This window comes from Nocardioides sp. GXQ0305 (genome assembly GCF_050880345.1).
Classification (GTDB): Bacteria; Actinomycetota; Actinomycetes; order Propionibacteriales; family Nocardioidaceae; genus Nocardioides.
In genome coordinates this window covers 63,635-78,178 of record NZ_JBNYXG010000002.1, presented here as the reverse complement: position 1 = coordinate 78,178, position 14,544 = coordinate 63,635, and the positions used below count along the sequence as shown (strand labels likewise).

At 71.6% G+C, this 14,544-nt stretch carries 16 protein-coding genes and 1 pseudogene; 6 read left to right on the top strand and 11 right to left on the bottom strand.

Annotated features, from left to right (window positions below):
- Positions 1–13: 13 nt before the first annotated feature.
- Complete coding sequence (locus tag ACQ1X7_RS05185; protein WP_432477098.1) at positions 14–1,327, bottom strand: M24 family metallopeptidase; 1,314 nt, start codon at positions 1,325–1,327, stop codon at positions 14–16.
- A gap of 152 nt (positions 1,328–1,479) precedes the next feature.
- Here ACQ1X7_RS05185 and ACQ1X7_RS05180 point away from each other — a divergent pair, with 152 nt between their 5' ends.
- The gene (locus ACQ1X7_RS05180) at positions 1,480–2,151 is read left to right on the top strand and encodes a helix-turn-helix domain-containing protein (RefSeq protein WP_432477097.1); all 672 of its coding nucleotides are present in this window, start codon (positions 1,480–1,482) and stop codon (positions 2,149–2,151) included.
- Here ACQ1X7_RS05180 and ACQ1X7_RS05175 read toward each other — a convergent pair.
- Positions 2,067–2,573, bottom strand: a complete 507-nt coding sequence (locus ACQ1X7_RS05175; RefSeq protein WP_432477096.1) for an Lrp/AsnC family transcriptional regulator — start codon at positions 2,571–2,573, stop codon at positions 2,067–2,069. The genes ACQ1X7_RS05180 and ACQ1X7_RS05175 overlap by 85 nt on opposite strands.
- Before the next feature lie 82 nt (positions 2,574–2,655).
- On the opposite strand from ACQ1X7_RS05175, the gene hppD reads away from it, so the two are divergent.
- From hppD to ACQ1X7_RS05160, 3 genes are all read left to right on the top strand, one after another.
- A complete protein-coding gene (gene hppD, locus ACQ1X7_RS05170; protein WP_432477095.1) occupies positions 2,656–3,867 on the top strand; it encodes a 4-hydroxyphenylpyruvate dioxygenase in 1,212 nt (403 codons plus the stop codon).
- 199 nt (positions 3,868–4,066) lie between these two features.
- Positions 4,067–4,915 (top strand): hypothetical protein, encoded by an 849-nt coding sequence (locus ACQ1X7_RS05165; RefSeq protein ID WP_432477094.1) that lies wholly within the window; start codon positions 4,067–4,069, stop codon positions 4,913–4,915.
- 72 nt (positions 4,916–4,987) lie between these two features.
- The gene (locus ACQ1X7_RS05160) at positions 4,988–6,466 is read left to right on the top strand and encodes a chaplin family protein (protein WP_432477093.1); all 1,479 of its coding nucleotides are present in this window, start codon (positions 4,988–4,990) and stop codon (positions 6,464–6,466) included.
- An 81-nt stretch (positions 6,467–6,547) separates the two neighbouring features.
- Here ACQ1X7_RS05160 and ACQ1X7_RS05155 read toward each other — a convergent pair whose 3' ends face one another.
- From ACQ1X7_RS05155 to ACQ1X7_RS05135, 5 genes and pseudogenes are all read right to left on the bottom strand, one after another.
- On the bottom strand, positions 6,548–7,144 hold the full coding sequence (locus tag ACQ1X7_RS05155) for an RDD family protein (protein ID WP_432477743.1): 597 nt from the start codon (positions 7,142–7,144) through the stop codon (positions 6,548–6,550).
- A 21-nt stretch (positions 7,145–7,165) separates the two neighbouring features.
- Positions 7,166–7,276: pseudogene (locus ACQ1X7_RS05150) on the bottom strand (DUF2510 domain-containing protein); the annotation flags it as partial.
- Positions 7,277–7,481: 205 nt separating this feature from the next.
- A complete protein-coding gene (locus tag ACQ1X7_RS05145; protein WP_432477092.1) occupies positions 7,482–8,237 on the bottom strand; it encodes an amino acid ABC transporter ATP-binding protein in 756 nt (251 codons plus the stop codon).
- The gene (locus tag ACQ1X7_RS05140) at positions 8,237–9,028 is read right to left on the bottom strand and encodes an amino acid ABC transporter permease (protein WP_432477091.1); all 792 of its coding nucleotides are present in this window, start codon (positions 9,026–9,028) and stop codon (positions 8,237–8,239) included. Before ACQ1X7_RS05140 ends, ACQ1X7_RS05145 begins: the two co-directional genes overlap by 1 nt.
- 41 nt (positions 9,029–9,069) lie before the next feature.
- A complete protein-coding gene (locus ACQ1X7_RS05135) occupies positions 9,070–9,855 on the bottom strand; it encodes a transporter substrate-binding domain-containing protein (RefSeq protein ID WP_432477090.1) in 786 nt (261 codons plus the stop codon).
- Between the two features lie 76 nt (positions 9,856–9,931).
- Between ACQ1X7_RS05135 and ACQ1X7_RS05130 the strand changes: the two genes are divergently transcribed.
- Positions 9,932–10,462 (top strand): DUF1697 domain-containing protein, encoded by a 531-nt coding sequence (locus ACQ1X7_RS05130; protein WP_432477089.1) that lies wholly within the window; start codon positions 9,932–9,934, stop codon positions 10,460–10,462.
- A gap of 67 nt (positions 10,463–10,529) precedes the next feature.
- On the opposite strand, the gene ACQ1X7_RS05125 is transcribed toward ACQ1X7_RS05130, so the two are convergent.
- The gene (locus tag ACQ1X7_RS05125) at positions 10,530–11,774 is read right to left on the bottom strand and encodes an MFS transporter (RefSeq protein ID WP_432477088.1); all 1,245 of its coding nucleotides are present in this window, start codon (positions 11,772–11,774) and stop codon (positions 10,530–10,532) included.
- Positions 11,771–12,328 carry an ArsR/SmtB family transcription factor gene (locus ACQ1X7_RS05120; protein WP_432477087.1) on the bottom strand — a complete coding sequence of 186 codons (558 nt, stop codon included), beginning with the start codon at positions 12,326–12,328 and terminating at the stop codon, positions 11,771–11,773. The genes ACQ1X7_RS05125 and ACQ1X7_RS05120 overlap by 4 nt, the downstream gene beginning before the upstream one ends.
- Before the next feature lie 92 nt (positions 12,329–12,420).
- Here ACQ1X7_RS05120 and ACQ1X7_RS05115 point away from each other — a divergent pair, with 92 nt between their 5' ends.
- Complete coding sequence (locus tag ACQ1X7_RS05115) at positions 12,421–13,197, top strand: enoyl-CoA hydratase-related protein (RefSeq protein ID WP_432477086.1); 777 nt, start codon at positions 12,421–12,423, stop codon at positions 13,195–13,197.
- A 6-nt stretch (positions 13,198–13,203) separates the two neighbouring features.
- On the opposite strand, the gene ACQ1X7_RS05110 is transcribed toward ACQ1X7_RS05115, so the two are convergent.
- Together ACQ1X7_RS05110 and ACQ1X7_RS05105 are read right to left on the bottom strand one after the other, a co-directional pair.
- On the bottom strand, positions 13,204–13,773 hold the full coding sequence (locus tag ACQ1X7_RS05110; protein WP_432477085.1) for an isochorismatase family protein: 570 nt from the start codon (positions 13,771–13,773) through the stop codon (positions 13,204–13,206).
- A complete protein-coding gene (locus ACQ1X7_RS05105) occupies positions 13,770–14,540 on the bottom strand; it encodes an alpha/beta hydrolase (protein ID WP_432477084.1) in 771 nt (256 codons plus the stop codon). The genes ACQ1X7_RS05110 and ACQ1X7_RS05105 overlap by 4 nt, the downstream gene beginning before the upstream one ends.
- Positions 14,541–14,544 lie beyond the last annotated feature (4 nt).

Sequence of the window (14,544 nt, the reverse complement as noted above, 5' to 3'; positions counted from 1 at the left end):
ATCGTGCCGCCGGTCACTCGCCGCGTCCCTTCGCCGTGTTGAGGTGGGACTGGGAGTCGCGCACGGTCGGGAGCGACCCGTCGACGGTCCAGTAGCGCTGGCCGGCGACCAGGAGGTCCTCGGCCGGGAACTTGGTGATCACCTCGCACCCGTCGGCGGTGACCACGACCTCCTCCTCGATCCGGGCAGCCGACCAGCCGTCGCCGGCGGGCCAGTAGGTCTCCAGGGCGAAGACCATGCCCTCCTCGAGCACCTCGGGGTGGTCGAGCGACACCAGCCGGCTGAAGATCGGCTTCTCCCAGATCGACAGACCCACGCCGTGGCCGTACTGCAGCGCGAACGCCGCCTCCTCGTCCGGGAAGCCGAACTCCTGCGCGGTCGGCCAGAGCTCGACCACGTCGGCCGTGGTGGTGCCGGGCCTCACGATGGCGATCGCGGCGTCCATGTACTCGCGGCAGCGCGTGTAGGCGTCGCGCATCGCCGGTGACGCCGAGCCGACGGCGAAGCAGCGGTAGTAGCAGGTGCGGTAGCCGAGGTGGCTGTGCAGGATGTCGAAGAACGCCGGGTCACCCGGGCGGACGACCCGGTCGGAGTAGACGTGCGGGTGGGGCGAGCAGCGCTCGCCCGAGATGGCGTTGACGCCCTCGACGTACTCGCTGCCGAGGTCGTAGAGCACCTTGCTGACCAGGCCGACGCACTCGTTCTCGCGCACGCCCGGACGGAGGAACGAGTACAGGTCCTCGTACGCCGCGTCGACCATCGAGCACGCCTGGGTGAGCAGGCTGATCTCGTCGGGGGTCTTGATCCGCCGCGCCTCGAGGAACACCTGCTGCCCGTCGACCACGTCGATGCCCTCGGCCCGGAGCGCGGCGAGGACCGGCATCTCCGCCAGGTCGACGCCCAGCGGCTCGTTCTCCAGCCCGTGCGCACGGAGCACGGTGGCGACCTTGCGGGCGACCTCCTCGGCGATCCCGGCCTCGGGGTGGAACGCGCCGCGCAGCGTCGAGATGCCGGCCCGGGCGCGCTCGGTGCCGTCCAGCCAGGGGTTGAACAGCTGGTGGTGCTTGGCGGCGGACCCGAAGTCCCACAGCACCGGCTGGCCACCGCGCGGCAGGACGGCGAACCGGATCAGCTTGTCCATCGCCCAGGTCCCGATGTGGGTGGCGGTCAGGTAGCGGATGTTGGAGAAGTCGAAGGTGAGCAGGCTGCCCAGCGAGGACGCCTCGAGCGTGGCGTTCAGCCGAGCCAGCCGCTCCCGGCGCAGCCGGTCGAGGTCGACGCGCTGCTCCCAGTCCACGGCGTTGGGTCCGTAGGTGCGGATCGCCATCGTGTCACCGGCTTTCTCGGGGTCCTCCGAGTGAAAGCCCGCGACGCGCGTCTGTCAAGTGTCACTGGACAATCAGCGACAGAAGCCCTGCCCAGAGCGGGATGTGCGCAGAGCGCTGTGTAGAGTCAGGTCGCACAGAGAGTGAGGTGGTCATGGCGAGCACTGCGGCCGGGACGACGCCCGTGCAGCTCGGCCAGGCGATCCGCGACGTCCGCGAGCAGCGCGGTCTGTCGCTGCGCGAGCTGGCCCGGCGGGTCAACGTCTCGCCGAGCTTCGTCAGCCAGATCGAGCTCGGCAAGGCCAACCCGTCGGTCGGCACGCTCTACTCCTTGCTCTCCGAGCTCGGCACGACCCTGGACGACCTGATCGGCGGGCAGCCGGCCGGCACCGGCCCCGAGCTGGTCGACCAGTCCTCGGTCGACGGCGGACTGCCGGAGGCCTGGCCGCGGGTCGACGTCCCCGTCCAGTCGGCCGAGGGCCGCCAGCGGGTCGAGATGTCGGGGGTGGTGTGGGAGCGGCTCACCCACGACCACGACCCGTACGTCGACTTCCTGCACGTCGAGTACGCCCCCGGCTCCTCGTCGTGCGCGCCCGACCAGCTGATGCGGCACGGCGGCCGCGAGTACGGCCACCTGCTGCGGGGACGCCTCGACGTCCAGGTCGGCTTCGACACCCACTCGCTCGGCCCCGGGGACTCGATCCACTTCGACTCGATGACCCCGCACCGGCTGAGCAACCCCTACGACGAGCCGTGCGTGGCGGTCTGGTTCGTGCTCGACAGGCGTGACGACGACCGGCTGAGCGCGAGCGGCAGCACCCGGTAGGGCACCTGGGTCGCCAGCGCGATCACGGTCGAGGAGCGCACGATCGCCGGGTCGTTGAGCACCAGGTCGATGACCCGCTGCAGGTCGGTGTTGGAGCGCGCGACGACCCGGGCCCACATGTCGCCGGCGCCGGTGATCGTGAACGCCTCGAGCACCTCGGGGATGCGCGCGAGGTGGCGTGCCACGGCGTCGTGCCCGGCGCCCTGCCGGATCTCCAGGGTGAGGAACGCCGTCACCGGGAAGCCGAGCGCCTCGGCGGACAGCTCCGGCCCCCACCCGTTGATGACGCCGCCCGCGACCAGCTTGTCGAGCCGGGCCTGCACCGTGCCGCGAGCGACCCCGAGACGGCGCGACGCCTCCAGCACCCCGATCCGCGGCTCGTGCGTGAACAGATCGATCAGTCTGCCGTCGAGCTCGTCCATGTCGGGTCCTCGGGGTGTGCAGGTTGTGCAGTGAATCGGCGTCGTGTTGCACAGTGTGCCCTATCGCGACAGGCTGCGGAGCATGACTGACTCGACGCTCACCGTCCTCACCCACGAAGAAGAGCAGGCCGGGCTCACCCTCGACCAGCTCAAGCAGCTGGTCGGCCTGGTCGAGTACGACGCCAGGCGTGACCCGTTCCCGGTGACCGCGATGGACTCGGTCGGCTTCGTGGTCGGCAACGCGACCCAGACCGCGACCTTCTACCAGCTCGCGCTGGGCATGGAGATGGAGGCCTACCGCGGCCCCGAGACCGGCCACCGGGACTCGAAGTCCTACGTGCTCCGCTCCGGGTCCGCGCGGTTCGTCTTCACGGGCGGCGTCACCCCCGACAGCCCGGTCCTCGACCACCACCGCAAGCACGGCGACGGCGTGGTCGACCTCGCGCTCGAGGTGCCCGACGTCGACAAGTGCATCGAGCACGCCCGCTCCGTCGGTGCGACGGTCCTCGAGGAGCCGCACGACGTGTCCGACGAGCACGGCACCGTGCGGACCGCCGCGATCGCGACGTACGGTGAGACCCGGCACACCCTGGTCGACCGCTCGAGGTACGACGGCCCCTACCTCCCCGGCTACGTCGCCCGCACCACCACCGTGACCCGGCGCGAGGGCCACCCCAAGCGGCTGTTCCAGGCGATCGACCACTGTGTCGGCAACGTCGAGCTGGGCCGGATGGACGAGTGGGTCGAGTTCTACAACAAGGTGCTCGGCTTCACGAACATGGCCGAGTTCATCGGCGACGACATCGCCACCGACTACTCGGCGCTGATGTCCAAGGTCGTGGCCAGCGGCAACCACCGCGTGAAGTTCCCGCTCAACGAGCCGGCCGTGGCGCGCAAGAAGTCGCAGATCGACGAGTACCTCGAGTTCTACGACGGTGCCGGCTGCCAGCACATCGCACTGGCGACCAACGACATCCTGCGCTCGGTGGACATCCTGCGCGACAACGGCATCGACTTCCTCGACACCCCCGACTCCTACTACGACGACCCCGAGCTGCGGGCGCGGATCGGCGACGTGCGGGTGCCGATCGAGGAGCTCAAGAAGCGCAAGATCCTGGTCGACCGCGACGAGGACGGCTACCTGCTCCAGATCTTCACCAAGCCGATGGGCGACCGTCCGACCGTGTTCTACGAGTTCATCGAGCGGCACGGCTCGCTGGGCTTCGGGAAGGGCAACTTCAAGGCCCTGTTCGAGGCGATCGAGCGCGAGCAGGAGGCCCGCGGCAACCTCTGAGCCCAGCCGGCGCGGCGGAGCCGCGCGGGCGTGGGGCTGTCGACGGGTGGTCTCGAGGCCCGGAGCCACCCGGTTCCGGGTCGGTCCGGACGTGCTCACCCGGCCGGGTGGGAGCGGGCAGTCTTTACCCGTTCAGGGTTGACGGGGTGCCGAATCTGACGCCTACTGGTGAGTACGACTCACCCCCCGGAGTTAGGTCATGGAGGACGACGACCGCCGAGCAGCCCCCCTCGTGGCGTACGCAGGCCTCGTCTGCGGCGGTGTCTTCGCCTGCCTCCTCCTGCTGGCCGGACCGGCCCAGGCCGACGGCGCGGACCCCGGTCGTGGCGGAGTCGACCGCCTGCTGCCGCTGGACCAGGTCGGCGAGCGGGTCGGCGACGCGACGCGCGAGGTCGGTCGCGTGACGAGCGAGCGGGTGCGGGACGTCTCCGCGCCCGCGGCGCCCCTGGCTCCGGCGGGCGACCGGGTCTCCGAGCAGGTCGCCACGACGACCGACCGGGTGGCCGCCGGCGCCGAGAGCGTGACCCGCGACGTCGACGAGGCCGTCGACGTGGCCCTCGAGGAGCCCGCGGTACCCCTTCCCGAGCCGCCGGTGCCCACCGGGGAGCCGCCACCGACCGACGAGCCGGACGAGGGGACCGACGGGCCCACTTCCGACGCCGACCGCGCCGGCCCGCAGCGTCGCGACCGGAGGGCCCCCACCGACGTACGGGCGGTCACCCCTGACCGCGAAGCCGTCCCCCGCGGTGTCCGGACGACGCGCACCACCGACGTCGTTGCGCCGGCGCCCGCCCCGGTCTCCCTGATCACCTCACCCACCGCCGGGGCCCACGCCTCGGCGGTGCTGCCCGAGCCCGGGCCGCTCCAGCTCGTCGCCGGCTGCGACGACTGCGCTGCGTCCGGGACCTCCTCGGGCGACCCCCTGCACGTGTTCGGCCTGCCCTCGCTGGGCGTCACCGCCCCCCGGTTGGCGGACGTCGTTCCGCGCGACGCCGGCGAGGGTGGGCCGAGCACGATCTTCCGACGACCCGACGTCTCACCTGACTGAGCGTGTCCTCGCCCGACGAGTCCGTCGGGCCAGATGACAGCCATTCCCTTACGAGACGAACGGAGAACACGCATGCGCACCTCAGTGCGCCGTGGTCTCAGCGCGCTCGCGATCGCCGGCGGGTTCACCCTGCTCGGAGTCGCGACCGCTGGCGCAGCCACGGCAGACGAACCAGGCCAGAGCCCGCCCAGCACCTCGGGTGAGGACGGGGTCGGCTCCGGCAACCAGACCGGGGTCGGGCTCACCCTCCCGACCGACGCGTCCGGCAACCAGGTCACCGTGATCGGTGACGGCAACCGCGCCGCCGCCGACGACGGAGGATCGGCCGGCAGCCAGGAGCCCAGCGGATCCGGCGGATCGACGTCCGGCCAGGACGGGATCGGGTCGGGCAACCAGACCGGGGTCGACGTCCAGGCGCCCGTCGACGCCTCTGACAACCAGGTCACGGTCATCGGTGACGGCAACGACTCCTCGGCCTCCTCCTCCGAGGGAGGTTCCTCCGGTGCCGGTGCCGGGGCCGACCCCGGTCCCGGCTCGACGTCCGGCCAGGACGGGATCGGGTCGGGCAACCAGACCGGGGTCGACGTGTGCGCCCCGGTGGACGCGTCGGACAACCAGGTGACGGTGATCGGTGACGAGAACCGGTCGTCGGGCTCCGGCAGCCACGCCGGCTGCGACTCCCGGACGGGGGCCGGTTCCGGCTCGACGTCGGGTGAGGACGGAGCCGGGTCGGGCAACCAGACCGGGGTCGATGTCCAGGCGCCGGTGGACGCGTCGGGCAACCAGGTGACGGTGATCGGTGACGGGAACACCCAGGAGTCGGCCGGCTCATCCGGGTCCGGTGGTGGTGCGGCCGGTGACGGTGGCTCGACCTCGGGTGAGGACGGAGCCGGGTCGGGGAACCAGACCGACGCCGACGCCTCGGCGCCGGTGGACGTGTCCGGCAACCAGGTGACGGTGATCGGTGACGGGAACTCCCAGGAGTCGTCCGGGTCCTCCGGGTCCGGTGGTGGTGCTGCCGGTGACGGTGGTTCGACCTCGGGTGAGGACGGGACCGGGTCGGGGAACCAGACCGACCCCGACGTGACCGCGCCGCTGGACGTGTCCGACAACCAGCTCACCGTGATCGGCGACGGGAACTCCTCCGAGGAGGGAAGCACGCCGGGCGACGGTGACGCGCCGGGTGGCGGTGGCGCGCCGGGTGACGGTGACGGTCCCGGCGACGGTGACGGACCCGGCAGCGGTGACGGACCCGGCGACGGTGGAGGTGACGGCGGCGACGGTCAGGGCGACGATGCGGCCGGCGACCCCACCGCGGCCGGTGAGCAGGCGCAGTCCGACGACGGCTTCGGTGCGGGCGGGTTCGCTGCCGCCGGGGCGCCCACGGGCTCCCAGACGGTGTCGGCACCGACCGCGATGGCGGCCGGGCTGGCGCCCGCGATCGCCGCGGCCGCACCGGGCGCGATCCCCGTGGTCGGTCCGGTGGGCCTGCTCCTCGGAGCCCTGGTCACCGGCTGGCTGGTGCTCACGAGGCGGCGCCGTTCGGGCTGACCGGCCCTCCCGACCGCTGGGCCGCCGGTGCTTCCCCCCGACCGGCGACCCAGCCGGGGCGCGCCCCGGCGTGGGCAGCGATCAGCGCATGCGGACCACCACGGTTCCCGCGGCGCGGTCGTGGATGGTCTGCCGCCGCTCTCCGAGCGCGGTGAGGGAGTCGACGGCGTAGAACAGGAGGGCGAACACCTGCACGAGCAGGAACCAGGTGAACGAGCCGGTGGCGACCAGCAGCACCAACGCGACGAAGCCGGGGCCGAACTGGACCCCGAGCCGCAGGCCGATCGTGTCCCAGGACAGCCGACCGTCGGCGGACCGTGGCCGGACCCGCAGACGGCAGAGCAGCTTGCCCAGCGTCGCACCTCGCCACCGCAGCATTCCCGCGTGGTAGCAGACGAGGAGCACGATCGGGAACACGACGAGCGCCAGCACGTGGTCGGCGTACTGCTCGCCCATCGGCCCCCAGAAGTCGCTGAACCTGATCTGCTCGCCGCGAGCGACCCGCTCCTGCAGGTCGAGCTGGTAGGCCTGCTGCTCGCGCTGCACCTCGAGCTGGACCGGCAGGGTCGCGATGACGTTCACGATCCAGATCACGAGCGAGTCCACGACGACGGCGAGGACCCGCCACCACCAACCCGAGAGCGGCTGGCCGTCGGGCGTGGTGGGGCCGTGCTCCACCGGCAACTCGGCGGGCGGCGCACCGCCCGGGCGGGCGTGAGGGGTCCACTGCGTTCCGTCCCACCAACGCAGAGAGGTGTGCGAGGCCGTGGGGGAAGGGTCCGGGTACCAACCCGGCTGGGGCGTCGACATGCGCGCAGGCTACGTGCCGCGCGGCGTCACCGAAGGCGTTTGCGCAGGCTTCAGAGCGGCGCGCCGTCGCAGCAGTTGGCCTTCATGTGGCAGTGCGGGCACAGCCACCGGGTGGCGATCGGGTCGAACTCTTTCCCGCAGTAGTCGCACGGCATGACCGCACCGTACGTCGCCGGTGCGCGGGGTCGGCGCAGGCTCGGCGCGTTCAGAGCACCTTGGACAGGAACGTGCGCGTGCGCTCGTGCTGGGGGTCGTCGAGGACCGTCCGGGGCTCGCCCTCCTCGACGATGAACCCGTCGTCCATGAAGACCAGCTTGTTGCCGACCTCACGCGCGAAGCCCATCTCGTGGGTGACGACCATCATCGTCATCCCCTCGGCGGCCAGCGCCTTCATCACGGCGAGCACGTCGCCGACCAGCTCCGGGTCGAGCGCGCTGGTGGGCTCGTCGAACAGCATCATGTCGGGGTCCATCGACAGCGCGCGGGCGATGGCGACCCGCTGCTGCTGGCCCCCGGAGAGATGGGCCGGATAGGCGTCCTCCCGGTCGGCGAGGCCGACCTTCGCGAGGTTTCCGCGCGCGACCTCGGCGGCCTCGTCCTTGCTGCGGCCCTTGACGCGGCGCTGGGCGATGGTCAGGTTGCGGAGCACCGACAGGTGGGGGAACAGGTTGAACTGCTGGAAGACCATGCCGATCCGGCTGCGGACCCGGTCGACATCGACGTCGGGGTCGGTGATCTCGATGCCCTCGACGAAGATCTTGCCGGACGTCGGCTGCTCGAGCAGGTTGACGCACCGCAGCAGCGTGGACTTGCCCGAACCCGACGGGCCCACGACGCACACGACCTGGCCGTTGGCGACGTCGACGTCGATGCCCCGGAGCACCTCGTGGTCGCCGAAGGACTTGTGCAGGTCCGCGACGTGGATCGCCGGGGCGTCGCGGTCGAGCTGCGGTTCGGTCATCAGCGGGCCCTCTCCGCTCGCGCTTCCATCCGGCGTACGACGACCGACAACGGCACCGTGATCAGCAGGTAGCACAGACCGATCACGATGATCGGCGTGAGGTTCGCCGCGGTGTTCATGCCCTCCCGGCCGAACTTCGTGAGCTCGTAGTCCTCCAGCGCGAGACCCAGGATGTAGACGAGCGAGGAGTCCTTGGTCAGCAGGATCAGCTCGTTGGTCAGCGGCGGGAGGATGATCCGGAACGCCTGCGGGATCACGATCGAGACCATCGCCCGGGTGTGGGACATGCCCAGCGAGCGCGCCGCCTCCGTCTGGCCCTTGGGCACGGCCTGGATGCCTGCCCGGATGGTCTCGGCCATGTAGGCGCCGCCGACGAGGCCGAGTGCCAGCGTCACGATGCCGAGGTTGCCGAAGGGGATCTCCCGGTCGGGGAAGGCCAGCGAGAAGCCGACACCCAGCGCGATGAACACCACCAGTGCCGGGAGACCCCGGAACAGCTCGATGACGGCGGTGGCGATCCAGCGGTACGGGCCGACGCTCGAGAGCCGCATCAGCGCCAGGACCAGGCCCAGGGCCAGCCCGAAGGTGAAGCCGCACGCGGTGTAGACGATCGTGTTCTTGAGCGCGATCGTGATGACGTCGGGGAACTGCTCCTCGACCAGGTCCCAGTCGAAGAACGCCCGCCGGAGCTCGGACCAGTCCGCGACGAACCCGATGCCCAGCACGACCGCGACGAGGACGGCGTACTGGACGTAGCGCCAGCGGGCAGCACGCTGCCGGGGACTCGCCATGACTCAGCCCGTCGTCGTCGTGTCGGCGTGCCTGCCGGCGATCAGCCGTCGCTCCCCTCGAACCACGTGGCGGCCGCCTCGTCGTAGGCGTCGCTCCCGATGGCGTCGTTGATCACGCGGAGCAGCGCGTCGTTGTCACCCTTCTTGACCGAGAAGCCGTACTCCTCACCGGTCTTGAACTCGTTGGTGACCTCGACGTCGGGGTTCTGGCTCACGAAGTAGTCGAGCAGGCCGTTGTCGTTGACGCCGGCGTCGGCGCGGCCGGTCTTCACGGCCTGCTGCATCAACGCGGAGTCCTCGAACGAGACGACCTTGGCGTCGTCCGGGGCGTTCTCCTTCACGTAGTCGGCGCCCGTGGTGGCGTCCTGGACGGCGATGGTCTTGCCCGCCAGGTCCTCGAGGCTGCTGATGCCGGACCCGGTCTGCGTCATCAGGGCCTGGGTGGCCTCGAAGTAGGGATCGCTGAAGTCCATGACGGCCTCGCGCTCGGGGGTGATCGTCATGGCGCCCGCGGCCACGTCGCACTCCCCGGTGTTGAGCGCCTCTCCGGAGACGATGGTCTCCCACCCGATGTCGACGACGCTCGTGTCGAGTCCCTCGGACTCGGCCGCGATCTCGAGGACGTCGACGTCGAACCCGACGACCTCTCCGCCCTCGGTGAACTCGAACGGCTCGTAGGGCAGGTGCGTGCAGATGGTGAGGGTGCCCTCCTCGACGAGCTTGAGCCCGGACTCGGTGGTCGTGGTCGAGGTGTCCTTGGCGCAGCCGGCGACGGTCAGGGCCAGGAGGGCGGCCAGCAGCAGGGACAGGGGGGTCCGAGACGTCATGGTCACTCACCCTAGACGGGCGGGCCGGGGCGACGACCGGGCCCCGGGGGTCGCGGGGTCGGGCACCATGGTGGGCATGCCGACGTACGTCGCGTTCCTGCGGGCCATCAACCTCGGCCCGACGCGCAAGTTCCCCAAGGCCGACATCGTCGCCGCCGCGGAGGGGGCCGGCTTCGACGACGTCGCGACCCACATCAACACCGGCAACGTCCGGCTCACCACCTCGATGCGGTCGCGGGCGAGGATCGAGGCCGCGTTGGAGCAGGCGTTCGAGGCCGACCGCGGCTTCGCGGTGCCGACCGTCGTCTTCACGCCTGCCGAGATCCGGGCGATCGCCGACGATGCCGACGACCTGCAGCACGACGGACGCCACTACGTCTCGCTGCTCAAGGAGGCCCCGACGTCCGAGGGCACGCGCACCATCGAGGCCGCGGGCGCGAACGGCGAGCGGGCGGTGGTCCGCGACCGCGCGGTGCACCTGCTGCTGCATGAGAACTACCGGGAGGCCTCGCTCGAGAACTCCGCGGTCGAGAAGGCGCTCGGCGTCGCGACCAACCGCAACATCACCGTGATCCGCGCCATCGCCGGGAAGTGGTGCGACCGCTGAGTGCTCGCACCTGACATCCGTGTCCTGTCCGGGCCCGGGAGACGACGCAGGTGTCGGGTACGACGAGTCACCCGGTGACGTCGATCGGCGGTTGCCGCGGGGTCGGGCTGCGTTCGAGGCTGCGGACCGACGGCGAGGCCAGCACGGCCAGGCAGACGACGACGTACAGGACCGAGCTGGCGACGAGCATCGGGCGGTTGCCGAACCACTCGCCCAGCGGGCCGTAGCAGAGCTGGCCGAGAGGTATCGCGACCAGCGAGCCGAGGGCGTCGTAGGAGTAGGCGCGCGAGAGCATCTCGTCGGGGACGTTCTCCTGCATCGCGAGGTTCCAGCCGATGGCGAACACCTCGAGCCCGGCACCAGCCAGGAACATTGCGACCAGCAACGGGAGCAGCTGCGGGTCCAGGCCGAGCATCAGCAACGGCACCGCGTAGAACAGGCAGCCGAGCATGCCGGCCCGGAGGGGGCGACGCAGCGACAGTCGCAGCATCACCACGCTGGCGATCACCAGACCCACGGCCATCGCCGAGAGCGCGTAGCCCCACCCCGGGATGCCGATGGTGTCCTTCGCGACCGGCGGGCCCAGGGTCTGCACGGCACCCGCGAGGATCGCGTTGATCACGCCGAAGCCCAGCACGACGACCCACAGCCAGGTGGTGGTCCGGAAGTAGTGCCAGCCGGCGCGCAGGTCGCCCACGACGCTCGCACCAGCGGCGGCGACGGGCGCGGGAACGTGGACGGGCAGCAGGAGCAGGAGGGCGACCAGCCAGGTCGCGGCGTCCACGGCCAGGGCCCAGCCCGGCCCGACGGTGACGACCAGCACCGCGGCCGCGGTCGGGCCGACGGCGAACAGGGTGCCGCGAACCATCGAGAGCAGCGCGTTGGCCGGCTGCAGCTGTTCGCGGGGGACCAGCTGCGGGACCATCGCCTGCATCGCGGGGAAGGACGCCGCCGCCGCGGTCCCGTTGACCGCCTCGATCACGACGAGCTGCCAGAGCTCGGCGTGCCCGGAGATCACCAGCCCGGCCGCCAGCCCCTGTGTCACCACGCAGACCGCGTTGGCGACCTGGATGACCAGCCGGCGCCCGAACCGGTCGGCGACCACGCCGCCCGCCAGCAGGAACAGCACCATCGGGATGCTCCGCGCCGCGAGCACCTGCCCGAGGGCCGCCGGGCTGTCCTCGATGGCGAGCACCGCGAAGGCCAGGGCGACGGGGGCCATGGTGGTCCCCAGGATGTTGACGGCACGCGACGCGAAGAACCAGCGGAACCGGCGGTCGGCCATCGGTGCGAGCGACTCGCCCCAGGTCACCGGTGTTCCTCTTCTTCTGCTTCTGCGCGCATCTGGAACAGCGCCGTGGTCAGGCCGACCCGGATGGTCCCCTCGGTGCGTGGCGGTCGGGCCCGGCCGTGGAGGATCGAGGAGGCCTCGCCCAGCGCGTCGCGGACGGCCTCGAAGTCCTCGGGCGTGACCCACAGCTCGGCGTCCGTGGAGTGCCCGGGCCGGTCGGGATCCGTGAGCCGCATCCGGCGGACCATCTCCTCCGCGATCGCACGGGCGTAGACCTCCCGGTCCTCGTCGCTGGTCCGCCCGCGGCGGGTGTGCTGGTCCCAGCGGTGGCGGTAGCGCTTGGCGACCCCGCCCCGGATCCGCTCCTCCCCGGCGACCTCGAGCAACCCCGCGTCCTGCAGCAGCCGCAGGTGGTACGACGCGTTGGCGTGCGTCAGGCCCAGCTCGCGGGCCACCTCGGCCGCGCTCATCTCGGCCCCGGTCAGCAGCGACAGCATCTGCAGCCGCACCGGGTGCGCGATCGCCCGCAGGCTGCGCGTGGACTGCTCCGACCCCTCGGCCCCGTGATCCGCCATCTGACCCTCCAATGTCTCTTGGGGAGTATGTGACCGCTCCGACCCGACTGTCAAATGTTTCTTGGGGAGTTCGCCCGTCTAGGTTGGCGGCCATGACGACCGACGGCCTGGTGGTGACCGAGGAGGACGGCGTGCTGACGCTGCGGTTCGACCGCCCGCAGTCCTTCAACGCGCTGACCGAGGCGATGACGATCGGGGCAGCGGCGCAGCTGGAGCGCGCCGGTGCCCGCGACGACGTCCGGGTCGTGCTGCTGACCGGGACCGGTGCGGCGTTCTGCGCGGGGGCCGACATCGGCGACGAGGGCGCCCACGAGCGGTTCGACGTCCGGGCGCTCGACGCGGCCAACCGCCTGGTGCGCGCGATCCTGCGGTGCGACACACCGGTCGTCGCCGGGGTCAACGGGGTCGCCGCGGGAGTGGGGCTGTCCGCCGCCCTCGCCTGCGACCTCGCGGTGTGCACCGAGTCGGCATCGCTGCTGATGGCCTTCGCGCGGGTCGGGCTGATGCCGGACGGCGGCGCGACGGCCACGGTGGCGGCGTCCATCGGGAGAGCCCGGGCGCTGCGGATGGCGTTGCTGGCCGAGCCGCTCTCCGCGCGTGCGGCCCACGACGCCGGGCTGGTGTCGCACGTGGTGCCCGACGACGGCTACGAGGCCGAGCTCGCCGCTGTCGTCGACGTGGTCAGGCGCGGGGCCTCGCTCGGTCAGGCCGCCACCAAGCGGGCGGTCAACGCCGCCGCCCTGGCCCAGGTCGAGTCGGCGCTGGAGCTCGAGCGCGCCACCCAGACGATGCTGCTGCGCACGTCCGACGTGGCGGAGGGGATGCGCGCGTTCACCGAGAAGCGGGCTCCTCGCTTCACCGGCGACTGAGACCGCTCAGGTCCTGATCCCGGCCTTCACCATCTCGCGCACCGCCGCCTCGCCGGTCTCGGGCGCCACGGCGGCGCACAGGTCGAGCAGCACCCGCGTCGTGAAGCCCTCGCGGGCGGCGTCGAGGGCGGTGTCACGTACGCAGTAGTCGGTCGCGATCCCGCAGACGTCGACGTCGGTCACCTCGCGCTCGCGCAGCCAGGCCGCGAGCGCGACGCCCCCGGTCACCCCTTCGAAGCCGGAGTACGCCGCGTCGTGCTCGCCCTTGAGGAAGATCGCGTCGAAGGGCTGCGGGTCGAGGTTCGGGTGGAACGCCTCGCCTTCCGTGCCGACCTTGCAGTGGACCGGCCAGCTGTCCCGGAAATCGGGCTCGGACGACCAGTGGTCGCCGGGATCGACGTGGTGGTCCTTGGTGGCGACGACGTGGGCGTAGTCCGGCGCGTCGTAGTCACGGGCCGCCCAGTGGTGCAGCACCTCGGCGATGTCGCTCGCGACCCGGGCCCCGCCCGGGACTCCCATCGACCCGCCCTCGCAGAAGTCGTTCTGGACGTCGACCACGATCAGCGCGCGCTTCATGCGCGCACCCTAGTGCGGAGTGGAAGCCAGGCGATGACGTCGCGGACCATCGCGTCCCACAGGCCCCACTCGTGGGCGCCCGGGCGGAAGTCGGTCGTGACCTCCAGGCCGGCGTCCTCGACGCGGGCCGCGAACCGCTCGTTGGCGTGCAGCAGCTTGTCCTCGGTGCCGCACCCGAGGTAGAGAGGCGGTACGGCGTCGCCGGCCCCGTCGAGCAGGACCTCCAGGTCGGCCGTGGGTGGGATCCGTCCGTCGAACACGCGGTGCAGCAGCTCCTTGCGCTCGGGCCGCTCCAGCACGTGGACGTCGACCGGGGCGGACATGCTGGCCACACCGGCGTACCGGTGCGGGTGGGTCAGCCCCAGCTTGAGCGCGCCGTAGCCACCCATCGAGAGACCGGCGACGAAGGTGTCGTCAGGACGACCGGACACCCGGAACATCTCGGCCACCCGCTGCGGCAGCTCCTCGGCGATCCAGGTCCAGTACGCGTGCCCGTGCGCCTCGTCGGCATAGAAGCTGCGGCCCGCAGCGGGCATCACGACGGCCAGCCCGGCGGCGCGGGCGTAGCGCTCGATCGCCGTGTAGCGCACCCACGCGGAGTGGTCGTCGGAGAGGCCGTGGAGGAGGTACAGCACCGGCCACCCGTCGGCGGGCACCGGCACCGGCTCCACCCCGACCTGGGCGGTGGTGGCCTGCGGCAGCGTCACCGTGAGGGAGGTACCGACCAGCAGCGACTCGGAGAACAGGTCGACGTCGAGCAGGGCCATGCCC

What these genes read in the sequence shown, in the direction of transcription:
- ACQ1X7_RS05165 (WP_432477094.1), top strand. Translation starts at nt 4,067, where the DNA reads ATGGAGGACGACGACCGCCGAGCAGCCCCCCTCGTGGCGTACGCAGGC.
- ACQ1X7_RS05140 (WP_432477091.1), bottom strand. Translation starts at nt 9,028, where the DNA reads ATGGCGAGTCCCCGGCAGCGTGCTGCCCGCTGGCGCTACGTCCAGTAC.
- ACQ1X7_RS05115 (WP_432477086.1), top strand. Translation starts at nt 12,421, where the DNA reads ATGACGACCGACGGCCTGGTGGTGACCGAGGAGGACGGCGTGCTGACG.
- ACQ1X7_RS05105 (WP_432477084.1), bottom strand. Translation starts at nt 14,540, where the DNA reads ATGGCCCTGCTCGACGTCGACCTGTTCTCCGAGTCGCTGCTGGTCGGT.
- ACQ1X7_RS05180 (WP_432477097.1), top strand. Translation starts at nt 1,480, where the DNA reads ATGGCGAGCACTGCGGCCGGGACGACGCCCGTGCAGCTCGGCCAGGCG.
- ACQ1X7_RS05145 (WP_432477092.1), bottom strand. Translation starts at nt 8,237, where the DNA reads ATGACCGAACCGCAGCTCGACCGCGACGCCCCGGCGATCCACGTCGCG.
- ACQ1X7_RS05110 (WP_432477085.1), bottom strand. Translation starts at nt 13,773, where the DNA reads ATGAAGCGCGCGCTGATCGTGGTCGACGTCCAGAACGACTTCTGCGAG.
- ACQ1X7_RS05185 (WP_432477098.1), bottom strand. Translation starts at nt 1,327, where the DNA reads ATGGCGATCCGCACCTACGGACCCAACGCCGTGGACTGGGAGCAGCGC.
- ACQ1X7_RS05130 (WP_432477089.1), top strand. Translation starts at nt 9,932, where the DNA reads ATGCCGACGTACGTCGCGTTCCTGCGGGCCATCAACCTCGGCCCGACG.
- ACQ1X7_RS05175 (WP_432477096.1), bottom strand. Translation starts at nt 2,573, where the DNA reads ATGGACGAGCTCGACGGCAGACTGATCGATCTGTTCACGCACGAGCCG.
- ACQ1X7_RS05135 (WP_432477090.1), bottom strand. Translation starts at nt 9,855, where the DNA reads ATGACGTCTCGGACCCCCCTGTCCCTGCTGCTGGCCGCCCTCCTGGCC.
- hppD (WP_432477095.1), top strand. Translation starts at nt 2,656, where the DNA reads ATGACTGACTCGACGCTCACCGTCCTCACCCACGAAGAAGAGCAGGCC.
- ACQ1X7_RS05120 (WP_432477087.1), bottom strand. Translation starts at nt 12,328, where the DNA reads ATGGCGGATCACGGGGCCGAGGGGTCGGAGCAGTCCACGCGCAGCCTG.
- ACQ1X7_RS05160 (WP_432477093.1), top strand. Translation starts at nt 4,988, where the DNA reads ATGCGCACCTCAGTGCGCCGTGGTCTCAGCGCGCTCGCGATCGCCGGC.